At 36.4% G+C, this 25,655-nt stretch carries 26 protein-coding genes; 19 read left to right on the top strand and 7 right to left on the bottom strand.

Annotation, left to right across the window (positions count from 1 at the left end):
- Positions 1-67: 67 nt before the first annotated feature.
- The 12 genes from C4H12_RS10240 to C4H12_RS10185 all read left to right on the top strand — a co-directional run bounded on the left by C4H12_RS10240 (position 68) and on the right by C4H12_RS10185 (position 11,608).
- Positions 68-1,093: a glycosyltransferase family 4 protein gene (locus C4H12_RS10240; protein WP_371514462.1), complete on the top strand. Its 1,026-nt coding sequence runs from the start codon at positions 68-70 to the stop codon at positions 1,091-1,093.
- 2 nt (positions 1,094-1,095) lie between these two features.
- Complete coding sequence (locus tag C4H12_RS10235) at positions 1,096-2,976, top strand: acyltransferase family protein (protein ID WP_164997598.1); 1,881 nt, start codon at positions 1,096-1,098, stop codon at positions 2,974-2,976.
- A gap of 222 nt (positions 2,977-3,198) precedes the next feature.
- A complete protein-coding gene (gmd, locus tag C4H12_RS10230) occupies positions 3,199-4,356 on the top strand; it encodes a GDP-mannose 4,6-dehydratase (protein WP_106098828.1) in 1,158 nt (385 codons plus the stop codon).
- A gap of 2 nt (positions 4,357-4,358) precedes the next feature.
- Positions 4,359-5,429, top strand: coding sequence for a GDP-L-fucose synthase (locus C4H12_RS10225; RefSeq protein WP_106098827.1), 1,071 nt, complete (start codon positions 4,359-4,361; stop codon positions 5,427-5,429).
- Positions 5,430-5,997: 568 nt separating this feature from the next.
- Positions 5,998-6,441: an energy transducer TonB gene (locus C4H12_RS10220; RefSeq protein WP_106098826.1), complete on the top strand. Its 444-nt coding sequence runs from the start codon at positions 5,998-6,000 to the stop codon at positions 6,439-6,441.
- A gap of 43 nt (positions 6,442-6,484) precedes the next feature.
- Positions 6,485-7,384, top strand: coding sequence for a sulfate adenylyltransferase subunit CysD (gene cysD / locus C4H12_RS10215; protein ID WP_106098825.1), 900 nt, complete (start codon positions 6,485-6,487; stop codon positions 7,382-7,384).
- Positions 7,385-7,430: 46 nt separating this feature from the next.
- Positions 7,431-8,081, top strand: a complete 651-nt coding sequence (locus C4H12_RS10210) for an META domain-containing protein (protein WP_106098824.1) — start codon at positions 7,431-7,433, stop codon at positions 8,079-8,081.
- 249 nt (positions 8,082-8,330) lie between these two features.
- Positions 8,331-8,708, top strand: coding sequence for a ribonuclease P protein component (gene rnpA / locus C4H12_RS10205; protein WP_106098823.1), 378 nt, complete (start codon positions 8,331-8,333; stop codon positions 8,706-8,708).
- Between the two features lie 12 nt (positions 8,709-8,720).
- Entirely contained in the window at positions 8,721-9,293 is a 573-nt protein-coding gene (purN, locus tag C4H12_RS10200; protein WP_106098822.1) for a phosphoribosylglycinamide formyltransferase, read from the top strand.
- A gap of 40 nt (positions 9,294-9,333) precedes the next feature.
- Positions 9,334-9,996 (top strand): porin family protein, encoded by a 663-nt coding sequence (locus C4H12_RS10195; RefSeq protein WP_106098821.1) that lies wholly within the window; start codon positions 9,334-9,336, stop codon positions 9,994-9,996.
- A gap of 309 nt (positions 9,997-10,305) precedes the next feature.
- Complete coding sequence (locus C4H12_RS10190; RefSeq protein ID WP_106098820.1) at positions 10,306-10,899, top strand: HmuY family protein; 594 nt, start codon at positions 10,306-10,308, stop codon at positions 10,897-10,899.
- Positions 10,883-11,608, top strand: coding sequence for a hypothetical protein (locus C4H12_RS10185; protein WP_254424762.1), 726 nt, complete (start codon positions 10,883-10,885; stop codon positions 11,606-11,608). The genes C4H12_RS10190 and C4H12_RS10185 overlap by 17 nt, the downstream gene beginning before the upstream one ends.
- 183 nt (positions 11,609-11,791) lie before the next feature.
- On the opposite strand, the gene C4H12_RS10180 is transcribed toward C4H12_RS10185, so the two are convergent.
- From C4H12_RS10180 to C4H12_RS10155, 6 genes are read right to left on the bottom strand one after another with little or no spacing between them, the layout of a single operon-like run.
- Positions 11,792-12,424, bottom strand: a complete 633-nt coding sequence (locus C4H12_RS10180; RefSeq protein ID WP_106098818.1) for a hypothetical protein — start codon at positions 12,422-12,424, stop codon at positions 11,792-11,794.
- Between the two features lie 6 nt (positions 12,425-12,430).
- Positions 12,431-12,679: a hypothetical protein gene (locus C4H12_RS10175; RefSeq protein WP_106098817.1), complete on the bottom strand. Its 249-nt coding sequence runs from the start codon at positions 12,677-12,679 to the stop codon at positions 12,431-12,433.
- Positions 12,680-12,690: 11 nt separating this feature from the next.
- The gene (locus tag C4H12_RS10170; RefSeq protein ID WP_106098816.1) at positions 12,691-13,233 is read right to left on the bottom strand and encodes a hypothetical protein; all 543 of its coding nucleotides are present in this window, start codon (positions 13,231-13,233) and stop codon (positions 12,691-12,693) included.
- Between the two features lie 19 nt (positions 13,234-13,252).
- Entirely contained in the window at positions 13,253-13,555 is a 303-nt protein-coding gene (locus tag C4H12_RS10165; RefSeq protein ID WP_106098815.1) for a hypothetical protein, read from the bottom strand.
- A 21-nt stretch (positions 13,556-13,576) separates the two neighbouring features.
- Entirely contained in the window at positions 13,577-13,948 is a 372-nt protein-coding gene (locus C4H12_RS10160; RefSeq protein ID WP_106098814.1) for a hypothetical protein, read from the bottom strand.
- Position 13,949: 1 nt separating this feature from the next.
- Entirely contained in the window at positions 13,950-14,237 is a 288-nt protein-coding gene (locus C4H12_RS10155) for a hypothetical protein (RefSeq protein WP_106098813.1), read from the bottom strand.
- 730 nt (positions 14,238-14,967) lie between these two features.
- Here C4H12_RS10155 and rplM point away from each other — a divergent pair.
- The 7 genes from rplM (at position 14,968) to gdhA (ending at position 24,288) form a co-directional block, all read left to right on the top strand.
- Positions 14,968-15,423, top strand: a complete 456-nt coding sequence (gene rplM / locus C4H12_RS10150; protein WP_106098812.1) for a 50S ribosomal protein L13 — start codon at positions 14,968-14,970, stop codon at positions 15,421-15,423.
- Positions 15,423-15,809: a 30S ribosomal protein S9 gene (gene rpsI / locus C4H12_RS10145; protein WP_106098811.1), complete on the top strand. Its 387-nt coding sequence runs from the start codon at positions 15,423-15,425 to the stop codon at positions 15,807-15,809. The genes rplM and rpsI overlap by 1 nt, the downstream gene beginning before the upstream one ends.
- 109 nt (positions 15,810-15,918) lie before the next feature.
- On the top strand, positions 15,919-16,638 hold the full coding sequence (gene rpsB / locus C4H12_RS10140; RefSeq protein WP_106098810.1) for a 30S ribosomal protein S2: 720 nt from the start codon (positions 15,919-15,921) through the stop codon (positions 16,636-16,638).
- A gap of 86 nt (positions 16,639-16,724) precedes the next feature.
- A complete protein-coding gene (gene tsf / locus C4H12_RS10135; RefSeq protein WP_106098809.1) occupies positions 16,725-17,687 on the top strand; it encodes a translation elongation factor Ts in 963 nt (320 codons plus the stop codon).
- Between the two features lie 94 nt (positions 17,688-17,781).
- Positions 17,782-19,755 (top strand): DUF2075 domain-containing protein, encoded by a 1,974-nt coding sequence (locus C4H12_RS10130; RefSeq protein WP_106098808.1) that lies wholly within the window; start codon positions 17,782-17,784, stop codon positions 19,753-19,755.
- Between the two features lie 420 nt (positions 19,756-20,175).
- Positions 20,176-22,800, top strand: a complete 2,625-nt coding sequence (locus tag C4H12_RS10125; protein ID WP_106098807.1) for a reprolysin-like metallopeptidase — start codon at positions 20,176-20,178, stop codon at positions 22,798-22,800.
- Between the two features lie 147 nt (positions 22,801-22,947).
- Positions 22,948-24,288 carry an NADP-specific glutamate dehydrogenase gene (gene gdhA / locus C4H12_RS10120; RefSeq protein ID WP_106098806.1) on the top strand — a complete coding sequence of 447 codons (1,341 nt, stop codon included), beginning with the start codon at positions 22,948-22,950 and terminating at the stop codon, positions 24,286-24,288.
- A 79-nt stretch (positions 24,289-24,367) separates the two neighbouring features.
- Here gdhA and C4H12_RS10115 read toward each other — a convergent pair whose 3' ends face one another.
- Positions 24,368-25,243, bottom strand: a complete 876-nt coding sequence (locus C4H12_RS10115) for an energy transducer TonB (RefSeq protein ID WP_106098805.1) — start codon at positions 25,241-25,243, stop codon at positions 24,368-24,370.
- Positions 25,244-25,655: the final 412 nt, after the last annotated feature.

The following is a 25,655-nucleotide window of genomic DNA, read 5'->3' as shown; positions in this document are numbered from 1 at the left end:
AAATATTTTAGGCTTTCGCAAGCATTTTATACAGTTCTTGGTGACCTGCAATTATGAGGTATATACAATGGCTACAGATTTCACTCTTGAAACAAAAAAAAAGGTAGAAGCATTAGGTGCTATTCCTATTGATTATACATTTGCAAGAGGAGGATTAAATCCGTTTGCTGACTTAAAAAATATGAAGCAATTAGAGTATATTTTTAACAAAATACAGCCTGATATTCTTTTTGCAAGCTTTGCTAAGCCTGTAATTTTTGGCACTTTAGCTGCTAAAAAAGTAAGAATCCCTAAAATAATAGCAATGCTCGAAGGGCTAGGTTTTTCTTTTACAGAACAACCTAATGAACAAACATTAAAAGCAAAAATTATTAAACAGATTCAAGTTTTCTTGTATAAGTTATCTTTACCTAAAGCAGATACTGTAATATTTTTAAATCCAGATGATCCTAAAGATTTGTTAGATAAATATCATATCAGGGTAAAAAGAAGAGAAGTGTTGGGGGGTATAGGACTTGATTTAAAAGAATATAGCTTTAATAATGCTCCAACAAATCCTGTGTCTTTTATTTTTGTAGCAAGATTACTTCGTGAAAAAGGAATTTTTGAATACTTGCAAGCTGCTCAAATAATAAAAGAAAAACACCCCAATGTAATTTTTAAAGTAGTAGGTGATTTAGATACTCAAAACCCAGGGAGTATAAAAAAAGAAGAGTTAGAAAATTATATACAAAGAGAAATAATTATTTATCCTGGTTATGTTAATAATATTAAACAATGGATAACACAAAGTTCTGTCTTTGTATTACCATCTTATCGAGAAGGAGTGCCTCGCAGTACTCAAGAAGCAATGGCAATAGGACGTCCTGTAATTACTACAGACGTGCCAGGTTGTCGTGAAACAGTAGAAAATGGTAGAAACGGCTTTCTTATTCCTAAATGGGATATAAATGCTCTAGTAAAAGCTATGAAGTATTTTATAGAAAATCCAACAGAGATAGCTTGTATGGGACAAGAAAGCCACCAAATTGCAGTGCAGAAATTTGATAGCGATAAAGTAAATAAGAAACTATTTAAAATTATAGATCAATAATTATGTTAAGAAAACTTTCTTATCGGCCTGATATAGATGGTCTTAGAGCCTTAGCTGTACTTACCGTAGCATTATTTCATATAAATCCAAACTATATGCCTAGTGGCTTTTTAGGAGTAGATATTTTTTTTGTTATATCAGGATATCTTATAACTTCTATTATTTATAGGGAAATGACAGAAGGTACATTTACTTTTGCAAATTTTTATAATAGACGTATAAAAAGAATTCTACCTGTATTTTTTGTAGTACTTCTAATAGGACTTTCAGTCGTATGGCTAATGTTTTCAGTAGGGGATTATTGGAAAATGGCAAATAGTGCTATTTTTTCAGTATTATTTATTTCAAACATCTATTTTGCAAGAGGAGTTGGTTACTTTGATGTAGGTACAGAAGAAAATCCTTTTAATCATATATGGTCTTTATCTGTTGAAGAGCAATTTTACTTTATTTTCCCTATAGTTTTATTGTTTATTTTCAAACAAAGGTTTCTTAATAAGCATAAACTTTTTACTCTAATAGTTATTGGAACTATTTCATTGATATTGTCATTTATTGATTTAAAAAAGATAGGTGTTGCTTTAGATGTTTATTATTTACCCCATTTAAGAATGATAGAGCTTCTTGTAGGTTCTGTTTTATCAATATTTCTTTTTGAAAAAGGTAATAAATTATCTCAAAAACAATCAGATATTTTAGGAGTAGTTTCTCTAGTAGTGCTTTTGTGCTGTCTTGTTGTAAAAGACTTTTTTTTGCCCCCCCTTTTTCCTGGTTTTTTAGCTTTGTTGCCTTGTGTAGCAGCAGCACTGCTCATATTAGCTAATGAAAAAGGAAAATATATAACAAAACTTTTTTCTTTATCTCCTATTGTTTGGATAGGAAAAATCTCCTATTCTCTTTACTTGTGGCACTGGATAGTTTTAGCTATATTTAGATATTTTTTTGGCACAGGAGTTCTGTCTAATACAAATCTTTTAATAGCAATTCCTTTAATGTTTGGTTTATCAGTACTTACTTATTACGGAGTAGAACAACCTTTTAGACATATTAAATATTCATTCAAAAAAAGTTTTATTTTATTCTACATTATTCCGGCTATACTTGTATTTGGGGTGAGTAGATTTTTGCGTAAGGAATCAGGATGGCCTACTTTTCTTCCTATAAAATGTAACCAATGTGATTCAGGAGAGGTCTTGACTCAAATAGGAAACATAAACTCTTTAAAGGGAAAGAAGATTTTATTAGTAGGAGATAGTCATGCAGAACAAATAGTTCCTTTTATTGATGTTATAGCTAAAAAAGAAGGGTGGAAAGCAAGTGTTTTAGCAAAATCAGATTGTCCTTCTATTTTAGAGACAGAAGAATATGATGAATCTAAACTTAGTGACTATTATAAATGTATTGTATCACGAAAATATTTTCAAGAAAATTATAAGAACTATGATATTTTTATTCTATCTAACTACTATTCATGGAGAAGGGAAGTGGAACCTTATATTATAGAAAGATTTGAGCAAACAATCCAAATTCTTCTTTCTCAAAATAAGAAAGTCTATATAGTGAAGAGTTGCCCATCCTTTGATGTTGATATGCAGAGAATCGAAAATCTTGAAAAAATAGGTGTCAAAAGAGAGGTTAATTTAGAGGGTGACACATATAGGTCTCATATTAAGACTTGGATTCAAATTAAGGAATTATTACAACAGAAGTATCCTCAAGTTCACATAATTGATCTGTTACCATATATTCCCAAAGATGGATATATAAATGGACGTAATATAATGTTTAACATTGATCATTTGAATGCCTATGGAGCAGAAGAGATTGCGAAGAAATTTATAAAAGATGGGAAAACATTTATTAATGAAGAAGATTTGAAATAGGAATAGATTGTAAATAAAGAGGCTGTCTAAAAAGTTTAAAACAAACTTTTTAGACAGCCTCTTTTTGTCGTAACTTACCTATTATCAATATGTTACACGAGACTCCCTAAAAACTTCTTTTTAGTAACTCCCTCTATTTCAAATATTTTCATTACCTTTGCAATGAAATTAATTAATAAAGCATATTTATTACTAATAATAAAAAACACAATTGATTAGATAATGACAAAAAAAGCACTTATTACAGGTATTACAGGTCAGGATGGCGCGTATCTCGCTGAATACCTGCTAAAAAAAGGTTATGAAGTACACGGTATGAAGCGCCGTTCATCCTTATTTAATACTGATCGCATTGATCATCTTTACCAAGATCCTCATTTGGAGAATAGAAACCTTATCCTTCACTATGGTGACTTGACTGACAGCATGAACATCACTCGCCTTATCCAAGAGGTGCAGCCTGATGAAATATATAATCTTGCGGCAATGAGCCATGTACACGTGAGTTTTCAAACTCCTGAATACGTGGGTAATGCTGACGGATTAGGCACGCTTCGTATTCTTGAAGCTGTGCGTCTATTAGGGCTTACTGAGAAAACGCGTATTTACCAAGCTTCTACTTCAGAGCTCTATGGGTTAGTACAAGAAGTACCTCAAAGTGAAAAAACTCCTTTCTATCCACGTTCTCCTTATGCTGTGGCTAAACTTTATGCCTATTGGATTACAGTAAATTACAGAGAAGCTTATAATATGCATGCTTCTAATGGGATCCTCTTCAACCACGAATCGCCTATACGTGGCGAGACTTTTGTAACCCGTAAAGTAACTCGCGCTTTGAGTCGTGTGGCTCTTGGTATGCAAGACAAATTCTATATGGGGAACCTTAGTTCGCAACGCGACTGGGGGCATGCTAAAGACTATATCAAGGCGATGTATCTGATATTGCAACAACCGGCTCCATCGGATTATGTGATAGCTACTGGTATTACTACTGCTATTAGAGACTTTATTGTAATGGCTGCTAAAGAGATAGGTTTGACCATTGAGTTTAAAGGTGAGGGAGTGAATGAAAAGGGGTATATTACAGCAGTTGATAAAGCTGTCTTTACTGAAAAAGTAGGTGAAAAGTATCTTTCTAAAATAGAAGAAAAAATAGCACAAAATGCTGAAGTAGTGTGTGTAGACCCTCAGTATTTCCGTCCTACAGAAGTTGATTTGCTAATAGGTGACCCTACTAAATCACAAACTGTTCTTGGTTGGAAACCTGCCTATGACCTTAAAGGGCTTATTGAGGATATGATGCGCTCTGACATTAAACTTTTCAAACGTGATGCTTACCTTAAAGAAGGTGGCTTTACTGTAATGAATTACTTTGAATAATAATGGAAAAGTCAGCTAAAATATATATTGCAGGGCATAAGGGTTTGGTAGGCTCGGCAATATGGAAAAACCTGCAACAAAAGGGATATACCAACCTTATAGGTAGAACTGCTTCTGAATTAGACCTTCGTAATACTGCTGCTGTGGAGGCTTTTTTTGCTGCTGAACAGCCTGAATATGTATTTCTTGCTGCTGCTAAAGTAGGTGGTATTATGGCAAATAATACGTATAGAGCAGACTTTATCTATGAAAATTTAATGATTCAGAATAATGTAATTCACGCTGCTTATCAGCATAAGGTAAAGAAGCTCCTTTTCTTGGGAAGTACTTGTATCTACCCAAAAGAAGCTCCTCAGCCAATGCCTGAAAACTGCTTGCTTACTTCGCCATTGGAATATACTAATGAGCCTTATGCTATTGCTAAGATTGCAGGTATTAAGCTTTGCGAAAGCTATAACTTACAGTATGGCACTAACTTTATTGCGGTTATGCCTACAAACCTATATGGGCCTAATGATAATTTCCATTTGGAAAACTCGCATGTGCTTCCTGCTATGGTTCGCAAAATACACTTGGCTAAAGCGTTAATGAACAACGATTGGAATGCTATAAAAGATGACCTTAATAGGCGTGCTGTAGAAGGAGTATCGGGGGGCAATAGCGAAGAAGAAATTAAGACAATCTTGGCTAAGTATGGTATTACAGATACCCAAGTGACGCTTTGGGGTACGGGTACGCCTTTGCGTGAATTCCTTTGGAGTGAAGATATGGCTGATGCTTGTGTGTTTGTAATGGAACGTATTAACTTTGCTGATACTTACCCTGTAGGGGCTAAAGAAGTGAGAAACACTCATATTAATATTGGTACTGGTAAAGAACTTTCTATCAAAGCACTGTCTGAACTTATTAAGGAGGCTATTGGTTATAAGGGGGCTATTGTTTTTGATAGTTCTAAACCCGATGGGACTATGCGCAAGCTTACTGACCCGTCTAAACTTCATAGTTTGGGGTGGAAGCATACTATTGAACTTCAAGAAGGTGTTAAACTGATGTATGATTATTATCTACAATAATTACTGAGACTCTGTTTTAAAAGAAACTTAGCTAAATGATTTTATTTAGCTAAGTTTTTTTTCGGGGTTATGTGAGATATAGAATAGGGAGGAAGAAGTGAAATTTCTGTTTTCGGGGTGGGGAGTGGACTTGCTGTTGGGTAAGAGATAAGAGTGCAACGGATAGTTGATAAGTAATAATTGACAAAATAGAGAGAGAGGTAGGAGCTGCTGCACTTATCAACTATCCTTCGTTTATAGTTCGTTTATCCTTCGTTATTCGTTCGTTCAAGATAGGGGATGCTTGTGGGAGAGATAAAGTGATGCTTTTTGTGGCTTAGAAGGGGAGTGGAAGGTGGTGGTAAATAAAAAAGGTGGTACATTTTTTGTGTTTCAAAAAAAATGTACTACCTTTGTACTTTATTAGGGGGAATAGGAGAGGAACATTAGCAGTAGGGGTTTTGGTGAGGATTGGTTGCTACAACTGAGCGGATAACTAAGTGCTTTGGTGGGCTACGGAAGCTAATAAGGAAGGTATTTGTTGAAGAAATAAAAGAGAAAAGTAATAACATCTATATTTTTAGTAACTATGAATTTAATAAAAACTTTAGTAGTGAGCATTATGCTCATTGGTGGTGTTGCGATGGTGCAAGCCCAAGAGAATGATAAAGCTGTTGATTTAAACGCTTCGGTAGTGAAAGAGAAACCTTACTATGCTAAATATGAAAATCCTCACTTTAAAAAGGAGGAGCTTTTTGCAAGATATTTGGATTTTTGGGTTACACAGAAATTTAACTATCCTAAAGAGGCTTTGGATAAAGAAATACAGGGAACGGTAAAGGTACATTACTTGGTGGACAGGAAAGGGAATTTTAGCGTTCAGAATGTAGAAGGGGAGCCTATTTTGGCAGCTGAAGGTAAGAAGATATTTGCGAATTTCCCTCAGTTGGTGCCTGCTAAGGATGCTAAGGGGAATGCTATTGCTGTGCAAGGGGTGTACCCGATAGAGTTTAAAATGTATATAGCGAAATAGATAAGAGAGGATTGCTGATTCCTAAATATTTAAAACAATTATCGTGAATAAAGAACACTTAAGACAATTAGAAGCTGAAAGTATTTATATTATGCGTGAGGTGGCTGCGCAGTTTGAGCGTCCGGCGTTGCTGTTTAGTGGCGGTAAGGATTCTATTACTTTAGTACACCTTGCTATGAAGGCTTTTGCGCCTATGAAAATACCTTTCCCTTTGGTACATATTGACACGGGGCATAACTTCCCAGAGGCGCTTGCTTATAGAGATGCTCTTGCTGAACGATTGGGGGCAGAGCTGATAGTGCGCCAAGTGGGAGATACTATCAAGGCTAAGGGGCTTACTGAACCTAAAGGTAAGTTTGCTTCGCGCAATTGGCTACAAACACATACTTTGCTGGATACCATTGAGGAATTTCATTTTGATGCTTGTATAGGGGGGGCGAGACGTGATGAGGAGAAGGCTCGTGCTAAAGAGCGTTTCTTTTCGGTAAGAGATGAATTTGGACAATGGGACCCTAAACTGCAGCGTCCTGAACTTTGGAATATTTACAATGGACGGATACAGAAGGGGGAAAATGTGAGGGTGTTCCCTATTTCGAATTGGACGGAATTGGATGTATGGAGTTATATTCAGCAAGAGAAGATAGAGTTACCGTCTATTTACTTTGCTCATAACCGTGATGTTATTGAACACGAAGGTAGACTCATAGCGGTATCACCTTTTATACAGATAGATGAAAATGATACTATTGTAAACAAGTGTGTGCGCTATCGTACGGTAGGTGATATGACTTGTACGGCTGCTGTGGAGAGTACAGCTGCTACTTTGGAAGATGTGGTAAATGAAATTACTGCTTCGCGTATATCGGAACGTGGTGAAACCCGAATAGATGATAAAGTGACAGAAGCAGCAATGGAAGACCGTAAAAAAGGTGGATACTTCTAATAATTTGGGAGTATTAATAATTAACAATACTAATGACTGAAATAATATGAAAAAGATTTTACTCTTAATGGTAGTGGCAGCAGGCTTGGAAAGTTGTACTACTGAAACAAAAAAGACCCTTTGGGTGAATAGCTTTCAGGTGGAGTGTGAAACCCCTGTGAACAAGGCTTTGTGTTTGCAAGTGTATAAGGGTGATGACCTAAAACAAGCACAGTGGGAAAATGCATCTATTGGGGGATTTACCTTTGAAGAAGGCTTTTTTAGGAAGATTGAAGTTACTGAAAAGCAAGTGAACAACCCCGATAATAAGATGCCAAGTACCATCTATGTATTAGTGCGTGAAATAGAAAGGGTAAAAGACCCACGTGCTGAACTAAATGGGGAATGGACATTGGTGAATTTTAAGGGTAGTACTTTAGGTGAGAGTGTGCCTACATTGCATTTTGAACTTGGCTCAATGAGGGTGAGTGCTAGTAATTCATGTAATAGACTTATAGGAAACATTGAAAAGCTGACTGATACAGAGCTTGTTTTTGGCAAAATGGCTTCTACCTTAATGCTGTGTCCTGATATGGTTTTAGCAGATGCTTTTGATGCGGCAATTAATGAGGTGAAAACTTATAAGATTGATAACGGACAGCTACTGCTAAGTGATGCTAAAGGAGAGGTATTACTTACTTTCGGGAAGAATAAATAATATAATTTGAAATACGTAAAACAATAACATATTTCTTACATTACCATAAGGGTTTTTAGTGTTATAACTAAAAACCCTTATTTTTTTTGACTATTCTTTTATAATGAGTAAAGAGATGAGGGGTGATGGGTAGAGATATGTATGTGGATAAAGTAGGAGGCCATTTGCTGAGGTGCTGATTTACAGGGGTGCTGATTTGGTAGTTCGCTAATTATTTGTACCTTTGCGGCAAGAAAATAATTATATACTTTGTATACATTCTCAAAAACTGAAAAACTGTGTAAACGGGAGTTTATAGAACAGTTGTTTGCCGAAGGGAAGTCGGTTGGGGCTTACCCCTTACGGATGCTTTATACACCTATAAATGAGCTACCAGTACCATATCAGGTGCTGGTGAGTGTGCCTAAGCGTTATTTTAAGCGGGCTGTAGATAGGAACTTGCTAAAGCGCCGCTTACGTGAGGCTTATAGACTACAAAAGAACTTGCTGCCTACTACAGATAAAAGGTATGCTCTTGCTTTTTTGTATGGGGGCAAGGAAAAGCTGTCTTACTGGAAGATAGAGCAGGCGATGAAGACGCTATTGGGACAGTTTGCACAATGGCAAGTGGAGAGTTTAACAAATTGATACTTTGATAAGATGAAAAAGATTTTGATTTTTGCTTCGGGTTCGGGGTCGAATGCTGAGCGTATTGCTACTTATTTTGCTGAAAAAGGTACTGCACAGGTGTGTGTTATACTGAGTAATAACCCTCGGGCGGGGGTGTTGGAACGCGCTAAGAGGCTATCAATACCGGCATTGGTGTTTGACAGGGAGGCTTTTTACAAGCGAGATGTGGTGCTTAATATTATAAAAGCTGAACAGCCAGACCTTATTGTATTAGCAGGATTTTTGTGGAAAGTGCCTGTTTATCTTACTGAGGCATATCCTAACCAAATAGTGAATATACACCCTTCATTACTGCCTAAATACGGTGGTAAAGGTATGTATGGAGCACATGTGCACGAGGCTGTGATAGCGAATGGTGAGAAGGAAAGCGGCATAAGCATTCATTATGTGAATGAGCATTATGATGAGGGGAATATCATCTATCAGGCAAAGACGACTGTGTTACCTACTGATACTGCTGAAAGCCTTGCTGAGAAGATACACTTACTGGAATATGAACATTTCCCACGTGTTATTGAAGAGGTGTTGGGCATTAAGTGTTAGACCTGTTAAGAAAAGGATATAATAAACTAAAGATTGATATATGAAAAAGCGAATTTTTACTATTGTAACTATTATTTGTGCTGTGTGCTTTGGTGCTAATGCACAAAACGTTCGGTTTGGAGCCAAAGGAGGTATAAATATAGGAGATCTTTCCTTTTCGGACTTTACAGTAAATGTGGGTGGTATATCATATACTCAGAAGGTTAATACTGGGATACAGGCATCAGTTACTTTGGGGGCTTTTGCTAGGTACTATTTGGCAAAAAGAGTATCGGTAGAGGGAGGACTGGCGTATAGTAGGCAGGGTGCTAAGATAGAATCGGTGGATAGGACGGCTAATGCTTTTGGACTGATTTCGGCAACTACTAACCAGAAGATAGATGAGGTATTTGTTTTTGACCAATTGAATATTCCTTTTTGGGTAAAGTATAGTTTTAAATGGGTTAGACCTAAAGTGGGTATTATTCCTTCGATTTTGCTATCGGCTAAAAGCAAGCAAAACAATGTTACTAGAACAATATCACCTGATAAACGTTTGGTTTTTGCTTTGGGTGTGGGGCTTGAATACCAGTTGACAAGTCGTATTTTTCTTGATGTGAATTACAATTTTGGACTTAGTAAGATTGGAAGTGATGTGCTTGGTGAAGTTTCGACAGATGTGAGTCAGCGGGTGTTTCAGGTTGGATTGGGTTACTGGTTTTAGTTTTTGAGAGTGAGGGGTATCCTCTTCTTTTATACGAACTGTTTTTGAGATGTCTAAAAAACATCTCAAAAACAGTTTTTTTGTGTGTTGTAGGGGCTACTTTTTTTAATTGTAAGGGATGTGATTTGTAGCTGTAAAGAATTTTGATAATATAGGTAAATATGGCTTTAGATTGTTAATAATCAATGTGATGGGTGAGGATATTACTGTTGGTGTATATGGAAAGGATGTTGGTGTGTTAAAAATAATATATTTTATTTTAGATTAATCTAAAAATATTTTATACCTTTGCCGCCAAATAACAAAAGTATGAATTATAAATTATTATTTTTATCGGTAGTGGGCGGATTGAGTATGATAGCCTGCAAGAAAGAAAATGACGAGGATGTGACCTTATCGGTTACTAAAGATGTGAAGATGCTAAATGCATCATCGTACGAGAAATGGGTGTATTACTCATTGGATAAGGGCGCTGTGGTGGAGGTGACTTCGCCAGAAACAGACCTTGGTTGGGATATTGCTTTCCAGCGTTGGTATGTGAAGACGAATAGTGGCACTTCGGGGAATGGGAAGGGTGGTGCTATTAACACGAGAAAAACGGATTGGAATAAGGTGGTGGCGGCTGAGCCTGCTGGCTACAAGGCGGACGCGATGGGTACGCTAAAGGGCTGGGATGTGGTTAAGAATGTGGAGACTGAGAAGGAGGGTAGTTTTTCACAAGAGGCTTCGTTATATGTGACTTACATTAGTGGGGGGAAGTATAAGAACCGGAATGAGATCTATCTGCTAAAAATGGCTGATGGTAGATTTGTGAAGATTCAGTTTTATGATTATGTAAATGAGAAAGTGAAGGGTGGTTACCCGAGTTTTAGATATAAAATAAGTAATGATGGGAATTTTTAGAATGCAATATTGGTGGATTGGCCTGTTTTGGTTATTAACAGTGCCTGCTAACGCTCATGCTATTTGGATAGATACTGATAGGGAGGCTAAGGTGGGTGATTGGCATGAGGTGCGGGTGTTTTTTGGGGAGCCTAATGAGAGGAATAAGCCTACGCCTACTGAGCGGTGGTATTCGGACTTGAATACGCTTTCGCTTTCATTGACATCGCCATCGGGGAAGGTGGTGGTGCTGGAGAAGCAGCAGGCTGAGTTGTATTATTATGCGAACTTTAAGGTGGAAGAGGAGGGTGTTTATACGTTGAGTATTAATCATTTGGTAGGGAAGGTGTATAAGCGGATGCGATTGAGGTACCAATCGGTGGCTTATGTGAGTACGCAGCCGCTTAAGGAGCAGGTGGTTATGGGAGATAAGCAGTACTTCCGGTTGGGGGTAGTGCCTACTGATAAGCAGGGGCGGGAGTATAGGGCTTTTTATAGTAGGCGCAAGCTGAAGGGTGAGGAGGTTACTTTTGACTTTTCGGTAGATAAGAGTGTTACTGTTGGTACTGATAAGCAGGGGTCTTTTTTCTTTGCTTCGGACTTGGCTGATGGATATATTTTGAATTTGGCTAAGAAGAAGAAGCGTAGGGGTAGGCATAATGATAAGAAGTATCTTTTTGATTATATTTGGCTTACTTTTTTAGAGAAGGGGATAGGAGATAGGGGATAGGAGTTAGTTTGAGAGAGTTTGGAACTTCATTTGATAAAAAACAGCTGCTAAGCGGGGTGCTTGGTGGCTGTTTTTGTTTAGGGGATAGGGGGTAAACAGGTCTTATTTTAGGACATGGGTTACAAGATTGTATCGGTGAGAGAAACTAATTATTAGATAAAATATTAGAAACTAATAGTTGTCTTAATCACAGAAAAATGATAGAAGTTGATATAAAATAGGAGCTGCAGGATGAGGAATATATAAAATGTAGGGTTTTACTTCTCGTAAGACTGCTTTAAAATCAATATTTTGCATAAAAGAAGAAGCCTCATTATTGATTTCTTGTTTTTCTTGAGGTAAAATTACAGAAGAGCTTGTTGGAAGTGAGGGATTTCTTTTTTGGCATTTTGTGAAAATATGTAGGAATGATACTATTATATTTAAAGCATTTTTAGCTTTTCTATTCTCAATTTCTAAAGTGCTTATTTTTTCAGTTAAGTCATTAAGATCAATACTTGAGAGAACTTTATAAAAACTATCTTTAATTTCTATTTGGTCATATAACTCACCTGTTTTGTGTCCTATTTCAACAAAAGTATCAGCAGTACTGTTATAAATATTTGTTCCTTTCTCAGAAATGAAATCAATAGTTGCATTATAGGTTTCGGTGGTACTCTGAGCAATACTATTATAGGTTGAAGAGGTGTAATTAACAACACTATCCCAAAAGCTCACTTCAGGTTCAGTGTTTTTAACTACAACTTCTTCTTTTTTTTCTTCTTCTTTGTCAAACCAAGAGGTTAGACGACTGAATATTGATTTTTCTTCTTCCATATTGTATTAGAAAAAAAGATTTTTGAAATACTCAATAATTTTAGTTCGATATTCATCATTAGTAAGGATTCCTCCTAATATACAGAAAAGCAGTAACGAAATTCCTATTAATAAATCTTTGAGATTGTTTTCTTTTTTTTCTTCCTGCTTTTCTTCTTTTTTAGTTTCAAGAAGTGTTTTTGCTTTATAAGCACCTTTTATAGCTGGTTTTATAAAAGGTTTGATAATTGTATATTTTACTATTTCTAAAAACATAATTTATTTGTCTATATATAACATAATAAAAAAACGCTAACTAAAAGAATAGCGACTAAAAATAACCAATATTTTTGTAAAAAACGTTTGCGCTTAACTTTTCGCAGTTGCCTTTTGTACATTTCTATTTCGATTGTAGCATTGGGGAATTTCGTGACTAAAAAAAATAAACATTGTTCATATTTTTCAAGAACAGCATCTAAGTATACATTTGAATATTTAGAGACTTCAGAATCATCATTACTAATATTATCCCAATTATTAGAAGAAACTTCTACGACCAGAAAGTTAAGCATATCTATAAGGGGATCTTTTTGTTTAGGTACTTTCATTTCGGCTATTTTAGAAGCTTTTTTCTGAAAGTGTTTTTTGTTAGAAGAGTTGATAAGTTCTGTTTTCAAGGAATCAACTTCTTCAGTAACCTTATTTAAAAGGCTACCTGCAGCACTAATATTTTGAAATCTAATAGCATGTCTTACTCCGAATATTTTATTGGAGATAAAGCGTCCTGTATCACGTCCTAATTGTCCTTTTAATGATGAAAAAAATCCCATATTATTGTTTTATTTTTTTCTATTTACTTGAAGCAGTTAAGGTTATAGAATCATCAATGAGTTTAGTATCGTCGGTATTAGCTACTTGTACTTTGATACCGAACTCTTCTAAGATTTTTTTCTCAAAGTTACCGACTAACATTTTTCCATTGATTTTCACATCACCTTCTTTAGCATCGTTCTTGCGAATAGAAGCTAAGGTAGCATCGTCATCAGCGAATTTTTGTCCGTTGTAAATTCGCAATGTAGAACCAAAGTTAGCTTTAAAATCAGCTTTTAAAGTTTTTACTTTCATTCGTCCAGAGATAGTAAAATCTGCCATATAATTGTTTTTTGTTTGTTACTAAATGGATTGTCTTTTAGCATTGCCCAAAGTTATATTACTTGATATGATTTTTTTATTTTCAATATCAGCTACTTTAACAACAATACCAAAGTGATCTAAGAATTTTTTTTCTACTTCACTTACTAACATATTAGCACGTAATTTAAGGGTCTCGGAGTCAAAATTTACTGAGGTTTTAGTAGTTCGTTCATCCAGAGACTTAAGGGTCATTCTGCCATCGGAAGCTATTTGTTTTCCTTTATAGACACGCAGAGCTAATCCAAAGTTTTCTTTGAATTTCTTGCACAAATCATTTACTTTCATTGAGCTTTCTACATTAAAATCTGCTGAAGTAAAAATATCTTTAATTTCGTTTAAAATTTGTATCATACTATTTTGCTTTATCTAAAGATTTTTTCAATGAGTCAATTTCTTTATTTATTGTTTCTATTTTGTTTTTAAGGGCATCTATTTTTCCTTCAAATTTTGCTCCCTCAGCAATTTTCATCTTACGGTAGTTTTCTTTTGAACTTTGTGAAGAAGAAGACTTAATTGTACGAGATAGATAATCCATTCTGCTCTTTTTTTCATCTTTTGTCTTTTGAATATCGGCACGCAGTGAGACTATTTTAGCTCTTTTATCGGCGATTTGATTTCTGTAATATTCTTTTGAAGCCATATTTGATTAGTTTATTATTCTTGAGTTAGGGGCATAAAAAAAACGCGGAACATTCCTTATTACTTATTACAGAAGCCCGACCAAAGGCACACTACAAAGTAAAAGGAATGCCCACGTAAACGCAGGCATTTCCACTTAACCTTCCTGTAGTGTAAAGAAAAATTGGTCGTATTTCTGTAAAGGAAAATTATAAGCGAAACGCTAATATTTATGTTTTTTTAATTGTTGTTTAACTGTTTAAAATATACTTAGTTGATTAATTTGGGTGCATAGTTACGAAGAATTTTTATACTATGCAAGTTTTTTAACACTAATTTTTACAAAAGAATTGTTAGTTCGTTGGTTATCAGACAGTAATTCTCTGAAATATAAATTGAAAAAGGGGTATTTAGATAAGAGGGAAGATTAGTTATTAGTTGTTAGAAGATAGGAGTTAGAAGATAGGGGCTATGCACCAACTATCCTTCGTTTATAGTTCGTTTATAGTTCGTTATTCGTTCGTTCATCATATATGTTAATTATATGGTGGGTGGGGGATGGGTGTGGGTTAGGGGCTTCCTTTTTGGGGTGGAGAAGGGGTGTGTATTTGGGGGTAAAAAATGTTGAATTGTGGATTGGTTATTAAAAAATTTTTGTCAATTCAAAAAAAAGTTGTACTTTTGCGCCCTAAAAGTAAAAGTGTCGGTTAAGAAGACACAAAGGAATGTTTAATTTTTAAAAATCACAAAGAGTGGACACATTAAGTTACAAAACCGTTTCGGCTAACAAAGCTACTGTGAACAAGCAGTGGGTTTTGGTGGATGCTGAAGGACAGACTTTGGGTAGGCTTGCCTCAAAAGTAGCGAAACTACTTCGTGGTAAGTACAAACCTGAATTTACCCCTCACGTTGATTGTGGTGATAACGTAATAGTTATCAATGCAGAGAAGATCAACCTTACAGGGAACAAATGGGAAGATAAGAGTTATCTTCGACACACTGGATACCCAGGTGGGCAACGCACTACAGGGGTTAAACAACTTCTTGCTAAGCACCCAGAGCGTATTATTGAAAAGGCAGTGAAAGGTATGCTACCTAAAACACGCTTGGGGGCTTCAGTTTTACGTAATTTGAAAGTGTACGCTGGAGGAGAGCATGGACAAGAAGCTCAGCAGCCACGTACTATTAACTTAAACGATTTGAAATAATGGAAGTAATTCACACCATCGGTAGACGAAAAACCGCTGTAGCGCGTATCTACCTTAAAGCTGGTAATGGGACTATTACCGTAAACAAACGCGAGTTTAACAATTATTTCACTACCCCTACATTACAATACAAAGTAAGACAGCCACTTAGCCTTGTGGGCGTGGATGGTAACTACGATGTGAAGGTGAATGTGTATGGAGGTGGTATTACAGGACAAGCAGAGGCAGTACGTTTGGCTATTGCTCGTGCTCTTTGCGAATTGGATGTAGAGAACCGTGCTATATTAAAACCTGAGGGGCTTTTAACACGTGACCCTCGTATGGTAGAGCGTAAGAAATTCGGTCAGAAGAAAGCTCGTAAGAGATTCCAATTCTCTAAACGTTAATATCAATTTGCTCCTTAGTTTAGCATCCAAATGGCTAGGGCGGTTATTTAGAATTATGCCTCACCGAGCTATTGCTAACCTTTCAGGAACGTAAACTATTAAAAAAGAAATGGCAAATAACATAGAAATTAAAGAATTATTAGATGCTGGTGTACACTTCGGTCACCTTACCCGTAAGTGGAATCCTAATATGGCGCCATACATCTATATGGAACGCAACGGTATTCACGTAATTAATCTTTACAAAACCGCTGCTAAAATAGAAGAGGCTTCAGAAGCCCTTAAAAAGATAGTAGCCTCTGGCAAGAAAGTACTTTTTGTGGCTACAAAGAAACAAGCTAAGGATGTGGTAGCTGAGAAAGCGACATCGGTTAAGATGCCTTATATTACAGAGCGTTGGCCAGGTGGTATGCTTACAAACTTTGTTACTATTCGCAAGGCTGTTAAAAAGATGTCGGCTATCGACAGAATGAAGAAAGATGGTACATTTGATACTCTTTCAAAGCGTGAGAAGCTACACGTAGAACGTATGCGTGAGAAACTGGAGAAGAATTTAGGCTCAATAGCTGAGATGTCTAAATTACCAGGTGCGTTATTTGTAGTGGACACTTTGCGTGAACATATTGCTGTTAAAGAAGCACAAAAATTAAACATTCCTATATTTGCAATTGTGGATACTAACTCAGACCCACGTGAGGTAGATTTTCCAATTCCTGCTAATGATGATGCTTCAAAATCAATCGAGAAGATTCTTTCATATTTCACTGAGGCAGTGAATGAAGGCTTATCGGGTAGAACAGCTGAAGCTAATAAAGAAGCTGAAGAGTAGTATATTACTTGGAAGCTGCATAACTTATTTTTTAACAAACCTTCCTCGGTACGAGAAGTACTGAGGGGGGATAAACAACTAAAGAAATGGCAAATATTACCGCCGCAGACGTAAATAAACTTCGCCAAGCTACTGGTGCGGGTATGATGGACTGTAAAGCTGCCCTCATAGAAGCTGAAGGTGATTTTGATAAAGCAATAGAGGTATTGCGCAAAAAGGGTCAGAAGGTAGCTGCTAAGCGTGCTGACCGTGATTCAAAAGAAGGTGCTGCTATAGCTAAAGTAAATGGAGCTAATACTGTAGGTGCTATTATTTCATTGAACTGTGAGACTGACTTCGTAGCTAAGAATGCTGATTTTGTGGCTTTGGCTAAGGATTTGGCAGAGCTTGCTTTGGGTGTAAATAGCAAAGAGGAGCTTCTTGCTCTTAACTACAAGGGTATTACTGTAGCTGAGAAACTTCTTGAACAAACAGGGGTTATTGGTGAAAAGATTGAATTGGGTGCTTTTGAGAGAATAGAGGCTCCGTTTGTAGGTTCATATATTCACCATGGCAATAAGATTGCTGCTATTGTAGGATTGTCATCGGCTATTGCTGATGCTGCTGAAGTAGGTAAGAGCCTTGCGATGCAAGTAGCAGCTATGGGTGCTGAAACACTTTCATACAAAGATTTTACTCCTGAATATATTGCTAAAGAAACTGAAGCTCGTATTGCTATCATCGAGAAAGAAAATGAGGAACTACACCGCTTAGGCAAACCGCTTAAACACGTGCCTCAATACGTATCATACGCACAACTTACCCCTGAGGTACTTGCTAAAGCAGAAGCTGATGCGAAAGCTGAACTAAAAGCTGAAGGTAAACCTGAACAAATTTGGGATAAGATTTTGCCTGGTAAGGTACAACGCTTTATTGCTGATAACACTACCCTTGACCAAGAGAAAGCCTTGCTTGACCAAACTTATATTTCGGACGAGAGCAAGAAAGTATCTGAATACGTAGCAAGCAAGAAAGTAGAAGTTACTGGATTTAAACGTGTGGCTTTGTAATTAAGGTTGCACTTAAATGAGATAATTAGAAAACTCCTCTTACAGTAAAGTAAGGGGAGTTTTTTTCTAAAATGATAAAAAATAGAAAGATATTATGCTTAATTATTATTATTCTGATAAAATATCAGATTTTATAAAAAAAACATCTGAAACAATTATAGGTGAGATTTCTGTAAATGGGCGTTTGGGACATATTGATACTGAATTACGTGCTTGGGAACGTCAGATAGAAATCTTAAAAAATACATTGGCAGGATATGAAGGCGATTTATTTTTCGAATTTTCTATACCAAGAATGGGAAAGCGAGTGGATTGCTTGCTAATAATTCGAAATATTGTTTTCATACTTGAATTTAAAATTTTTGAAAAAGAATTTAAAAACAAAGATTTAGAACAAGTATGGGATTATGCGTTAGATCTGAAAAACTTTCACTACCCAAGTCATCAAGCTTTATTAATCCCCATACTGATTGCTACAGAGGCTAAATCAGCTCCCCTTGCTATTATTTCATCGAATCAACACGATAATCTTATCAATCCTTTAAAAGCAAATGCAAATGATTTAAATAAATTATTAGAACACGTTTTAACGTCTCTTCAAAGTGAAAAAAACATTAATAGTCAAGAATATGTTTTAGGAAGCTATTCACCTACTCCCACTATTATTGAGGCAGCTATAAATCTGTATAACAATCATAACGTTGATGAGATAACAAGAAATGATGCTGACGCTACAAATCTAAACATTACAACAAATTATATTTCTGAAACTATTGAATATGCTAAAAACAATAGTAAGAAGGTCATTTGTTTTGTAACAGGAGTACCTGGCGCAGGAAAAACATTAGTAGGTCTAAAAGTTGCTACAGAACATTTAGATAAAGAAAAAGGGAATACAAGTGTATTTCTTTCTGGAAATAAGCCTTTAGTTGATATTTTACAAGAAGCTCTAGCACGAGATAAAATTATTCAAGAAAAAAATAATGGTAATAAAATAACCAAAAGCCAAGCAAGAGATGAAATAAAAGCTTTTATACAAATTATTCATCATTATCGAGATGAATACCTTAGAGATAAAAGAGCTCCTTATGACCACGTTGCTATTTTTGACGAAGCTCAAAGAGCCTGGAATAAAAAACAAACAGTGGATTTTATGGAGCGTAAAAAAGGTATTAGAAATTTTGAATACTCTGAACCTGAATTTTTAATATCTTGTTTGGATAGGCATAAAGATTGGGCAGCTATTGTCTGTCTAGTAGGTGGAGGGCAGGAAATTAATACAGGCGAAGGTGGTATTACAGAATGGTTAGAAGCAATAAGAAATAGTTTTCCTCATTGGGAAACAAGAATATCACTAAACCTTTCTGATAAAGAATATGCAGCACAAGAAGCCATATCTCAACTACAACAGAAAGGTAATGTACTATTTGATAAAAATCTTCATTTAGCAGTTTCTATGCGTTCATTTAGAACTGAACATTTGTCAAGATTCATAAAAGAACTATTAGACATTAATCAGAATGTTAAAGAAACTCTAAAACAATTAAAAAATAAATATCCAATTGTACTAACGAGGGATATTCAAAAAGCTAAGGAATGGATGAAAAAACAAGCGAGAGGTAGTGAACGATATGGCATTGTTGCTTCTTCAAAAGCATACAGATTAAAACCCTTAGCTATTGATGTTAAAACAAATATAAATCATATCAATTGGTTTTTAGAAGATAAAGACGATATTCGTTCTTCATTTTTTTTGGAAGATGCTGCTACTGAATTTCATATACAAGGCTTAGAACTTGATTGGGTATGTGTACTTTGGGATGCTGATTTGCGTTTTTCACAAGAAGGATGGAATACTTTTTCTTTTGGAGGCAATAAATGGAAAACTATTCATAAAAAAGATAACGAAAAGTATTTGATAAATGCTTACAGAGTATTATTAACAAGAGCTAGACAAGGAATGGTAATTGTAGTTCCTGAAGGAAATAAAAGCGACAAAACCCGTACTCCTTCTTTTTATAACTCAACTTACAATTATCTAAAGAATATAGGAATAGATATATTATAGTCATAAAACATTACTCGTAGTGTTTCTATATGATAACCATTGCCCCCTTACCTTTAGCTAAAATAATTTGGTAATATTAAATTTATAGTTAATCAGAATTTATTTGCCTATGTAGCTCGCGCCTTTAGTGAATTTTATTTCTATGATAATCAGTTACTTTTTCAGTATGTTGTAAGAACAATTTGCAAATTACCCTCTAAAAATAAGCCTATTTACAATCTATTTTTGTTTGACTATAAAGTTTAATAATCGTATCCTGATTTACAATTGTATTATTTGCGGTAAACTCTGTGAAACCGCAAGCGTAGTGCTAAAATCTTAAAAGACATTATAATTCGTTTTATCTGTGTAATCTGTGGGAGATTTTTAACTTTTTATAACAGTCTTATTTTTTTTATATGAATTTAGTACAACCCTAAAATGAAACATATTATTTATTTATTCTTCTACCTCAGTTTCACCACCACTCAAGCGCAATGGAACATTACCTTTCCTAACGGCGAAACACTTAACCTACAATGGCAAGAGCGAGAGAACTCTCAGCAAAATAAAGGTATTTACACTTTTGTAGGCTATAACCAAAACCAGTTTGTCGCTACTTTGGTAGTACACCCTAATAAGGAGGCTTCGGGTAGCTTGCAATGGGAAGGAAGCACGTACCAACTTACAGGCTTGCAGGGAGGTAGGCTATTGGTAAAGGAGCGTTTTCACCACGATCCCAATGCAAAATGTGGTACTGATACGCACTCGCACAAACCTATTTTCCCATCTTCTGAAAGCAGCCCTACTGCGCGCCCTATCACAACAGTTACTTCTATAATGCCCAATGACCCCGAGGGGATTCTGTATCTCTATCGCTTGGCTGTATTGGTGGATTACTACGACTTTGCTCATACTTTTAGCAGTGATATCACACAAGTAAAAGACTTTCTACTCAACCTTGAAACCTTTCTCAATGAAGTGTATGTGCGTGATATAGGAGTAAAATTCAGTATTGTAGACGATAACCGACTTATTATTCAGGAAGCTGCCAAACAGTTGTACCATCAAAAATCAAGATATAGTATTATTGAAAATTCTACTGAAAAAATAAATGAATTTATTGGAGATAAACAATATGATATAGGAATTGTCATCTCTCCTGGCACCGATGCTACTCTCTCTGGACTCGCTTTCTTTTCTGGAGGATTTCGCCTTGTACGAAAAGGAGGGGCTTCGGCTATTGCTGAAAATGCAACCATCGCTCATGAAATAGGACATTTATTTGGAGCCGATCATACTTTTAAGAATGTTCATTCGGGTAACTCTCTATATACAGAACCCAGCTACGGTCAGTCACTAATGGGGTATAACAACGATTTTCCCGATGGAGCTTTCTTTTCACTACCTACGGCTTATCAAATACGCAATGGGCTTGTGAATCGGTCTTATTTCAAAGATTCTCAGCGCACTCAGTTGGTAAACCGCAATGGGAATGATGTGAGTAATTTCAATTATGCTTATGGTATCAAAACAGAAAGCTCTTTCCCTACAATAGACCGCACTAAACTACAAGAAACCTATACCATTCCTAAAGATACTTATTTTCAATTCGATATCAAGGCGACAAATACTAACCATCTTCCTATTTATTATACAGCGCAACTCACCAGCAAGGCAGGAGTAAACGATCCTAAGTTCCTCACACGTAAGGGGAAAGTAGGAGGAAACCCTATTACTTTTCAAACACAATACAGCGATTTGGGAGGCTTTATAAACTATACGCGTCCTAATGCAAAAGGAGAACACCTCTTTTGGGTAGCAACCTCTAATCCTGCGCCTCAACGCTTTGTGAATTACGATATGGTAGCTGTAAAAGTGCATATTGCTGATGGTAAAACTTTTGCTATTACCAACGGAATGAATGACCAGTACCAAGGAGGTGATAAAATAACACTTCGTTGGCAAGTAGATGCTAACTTTTTTGACTCCAATAGCAAAGTGCGCATTCTCCTTTCTGATGATTTTGGTAAGACCTTTAAATATACCTTAGTGGAGAATACTGAAAATGATGGTACTTGCGAGGTTACTCTTCCTAATATAGAGATTGGCACAGTAGAATGGGGCAAAAAGAAGAAAATCCAACTTCCTGCGGGGGTTATTAAAGTGGAAGTGATAGACCATATAGCTTTTGCTATTACCAATGTAACACCATATAAAATACTTAATGGGCAAGCAATACCTAATGGAGGTTTTAAAGTTAAGAAGAAGCCGGAAACACATTCTGCTTTAACCTTTGTAGAGAATAGCAAACCTAAAAATATAACAGTACAATGTGCTAATGAAATACCAGCACCTGCTCAACCTACAACCGAAGGAGGCTGCGGGGTAGTAACTATTACCTATACAGATGAAAAGATAGAAGGAGCTTGCACTAATAGCTTTACTATTCAGCGTGTATTTAAGGCTTACGATGGCTGTGAAACCATTACTTACCAACAAACCATTGTAGTGAATGATACCCAAAAACCTACTTTTGTAGGAAACTTACCTCAAGATGCAACTATTGATGAAGGAACTAAAATACTTCTTGCCTCTACACTTACTGCTACCGATAATTGTAAAGGTACATTTCGGGTTGTTCCTACCAAAGAAGAGCTTGGCAATAAAATAACATATACTTGGGTAGCCAAAGATGATTGTGCTAATGAGTCAGTACACAAGCAAACTATTACAGTGAGACCCATAGCAAAAAAACCACAGCAAGGAAGTGAAAAAGACATTGTTATCTACAATGGCATTTCTGCCGAGAATGCGAATAACTATTTCATAGTAGAAGGAGCAGATGCCAATAGTCCTGTTCACCTTCTTATTTTTGATGAGATGGGCTTAAAAGTGTATGAGAATGAGCATTATGGCGTAAATGGCAATTATTTTAGAGGTTATGCTAATACCAAAGGTTTTGTAGGAAATAAGAAAGCCCTTCACGGTACTTATTTTTATATTGTTCATTACAGAAAAAATAATAAAATTGAAAAAAAGGAAGGATTTTTATATGTGAGATAAAACTTCATTTTCTTTTGAAATAAAAAGACTTTATAAAAAAATCTTTCGTTTTATTTGCACAATCAAATAAATTTAAATACCTTTGTCCTGTTTTTAACATTGTAACTAAAATAACAAAACAATTAAAGTTCTTTATTTAAAAATACTATGGATGTAAAAAAAATTATGAACTCCTTAGAGGCTAAACACCCAGGAGAAAAAGAGTATTTGCAAGCCGTTCACGAGGTGCTTGAATCGGTAGAAGAGGTGTATAACCAACACCCTGAATTTGCTAAAGCTAAAATTATTGAGCGCATTGTAGAGCCTGATCGTATCTTTACTTTCCGTGTGGACTGGGTAGATGATAAAGGTGAGGTACAAAGTAACCTTGGCTACCGTGTGCAGTTTAACGCAGCAATAGGTCCATATAAAGGGGGTATTCGTTTTCATAAAGCTGTGAACCTATCGATGTTGAAATTCTTAGGTTTTGAACAAACTTTTAAAAATGCTCTTACTACCTTACCTATGGGAGGTGCTAAAGGAGGTTCGGACTTTGACCCAACAGGTAAATCGGATGCTGAAATTATGCGTTTTTGCCAAGCCTTTATGCTTGAACTTTGGCAACATATAGGCCCTGATACTGATGTGCCTGCAGGTGATGTGGGTGTAGGTGGTCGTGAAGTAGGCTATATGTACGGTATGTACAAAAAGTTGGCTAGAGAGTACAATACTGGGGTACTTACTGGAAAAGGTATTAACTGGGGTGGTTCACTTATTCGCCCTGAAGCTACTGGTTATGGTGCTCTTTACTTTGTAGACCATATGCTTAAGAAACTTGGTAAAGACCTTAAAGGACAACGTGTAGTAGTATCGGGATTTGGTAACGTAGCGTGGGGTGCTTCGCAAAAAGCAACTCAGTTGGGGGCTAAAGTTATTGGACTTTCAGGACCTGATGGCTGCGTAGAGGTGCCAGGTGGTATGACTCACGAAATGATAGACTATCTATTAGAGCTTCGTGCTTCTAACCGTAATATTGTAGCTCCTTTTGCTGAGAAATTTGCTAAAGAAAGTAAATTTACTGCTGGTAAGAAGGCTTGGATAATACCTTGTGATATTGCTTTGCCTTGTGCGTTCCAGAATGAGCTTGATGGAGAAGATGCTAAGGTGCTTATTGCTAATGGTGTGAAGCTGGTAGCTGAGGTATCGAATATGGGATGTACTCCTGAGGCTATCAAGGCTTTCCAAGATGCTAAATTGCCTTTTGCTCCTGGTAAAGCGGTAAATGCTGGTGGTGTAGCTACTTCGGGATTGGAGATGACTCAAAATGCGGCTCACCTTGCGTGGAGAGCTGAGGAAGTGGATGCTAAATTGCATCAAATTATGGAGTCGATTCACAATGCTTGCCTGAAATACGGACAAGAGGATGGTTATATTAACTACGTGAAAGGTGCTAACATTGCTGGCTTTATGAAAGTTGCTGCTGCGATGGTAGACCAAGGTGTTATCTAATCAGTACTATTGGGAATTTAACAAATAACATACTTAATAAAAAAGCTGCTTCGGTTATTGGAGCAGCTTTTTTTTTGTGCTATGAAGTTAATAAATAGTTGACAACTATGATATAGGTCATTTTTATAGGGTAGCCGTATTGATCATAGGCTGGGGTAAAGTTGGGGAGATTGATAAAGATTTTTTCGGCAGCCTTGAATAATTCATTAGGGCCACTTATGGCTTTGGCTGTTATTTTGCCTTGGGTATCGACTTCTATTTTTATGGTTACTTTGCCTGAGATTCTTAACTCAAATGCTGAGGGAGGATAGTGATATCGGGTGCGAATTATTGTAGAGAAGTATCTGTTGGTATCGTTGATTTTTTCTTCTTCGGATAGGTGTTCATTCCCGACCCTACAAGCTGCTTTTTCGGCAACGGGTTTTAGGGCTTTGGTAAGTGCTTCGGCAATGCCTTTTTCTCCTTCTATGGGTTGTTGGTTTTCGTCTAAGGGGATTATAAAGCTAATGGGGTAGCTGCCTTTGACGGGGATTGCTTGTCCTTGTGCATTTTTGGCGGGAATCACTTTGGGGAAATTGGCAAAAATGTTATAACACACTTCTTTTATGGAGTTGTATTTACCTTCATCTAAATCTTTCATTTTTTCAGGAGGTACTGTTATATTTATAGAATCTTTGTTTACAAGAAATGTTCCTTTTTCGTTTATTAAAAAGGGTATCCATACGATGGCTTCGCGTTGGTTATTAAAGGCGTCATCGGGGTAGGTGAAGTGGTTATAAGCCCAGCTATCGACGCATTGCCAAAAGGGGCTGCGACCTTCTTTTTGTATGGTTTTTTCGATGTTTTTGCATTGGGGTTCATGCGCTAGGGAGGGGTCTTTAATATCGATAGGGGTGTTTTGGGCTTGTGCTACTGTGAAGAAGCCTAAGCATAGGAGGGTTATTAGTTTTTTCATTAGTATATGATGATTTATGGTGCAAATATACGATTTTTTTAGAATAGGCAAGGGAGGAGATAGGGGGTAGGGGGTAGGAGATAGGGGATAGGAGTGAGAAAAATGTAATGTTTGGGGGATTTGGTTGCGAATAATGCAAAGGGATAGGATAGGTGTGAAGGGGCTGATTATGAGGGGAGTAATGTTTATACTTCGTTTATAGTTCGTTTATAGTTCGTTATTCGTTCGTTTAAAGTAGGCAAAAGATAAGAGATAAGGGGTAAGAGGGTGGGGGTGGAATAGGCTGATTATTAGGGGAGAGGAGTTGGGGGGTAGGGGATAGAGTGGGTGGAGGTGATTTTGAAAGATTGGCAATGAAAATGGGATTTGGTTGAGAAAAATGGAATGAGGGGAGGGAGGTGGATATTTAATA

The organism is Capnocytophaga sp. oral taxon 878 (assembly GCF_002999135.1).
GTDB lineage: Bacteria > Bacteroidota > Bacteroidia > Flavobacteriales > Flavobacteriaceae > Capnocytophaga.
Note: the sequence above shows the minus strand (reverse complement) of the source record. Positions and strands in the feature narration are given on the sequence as shown.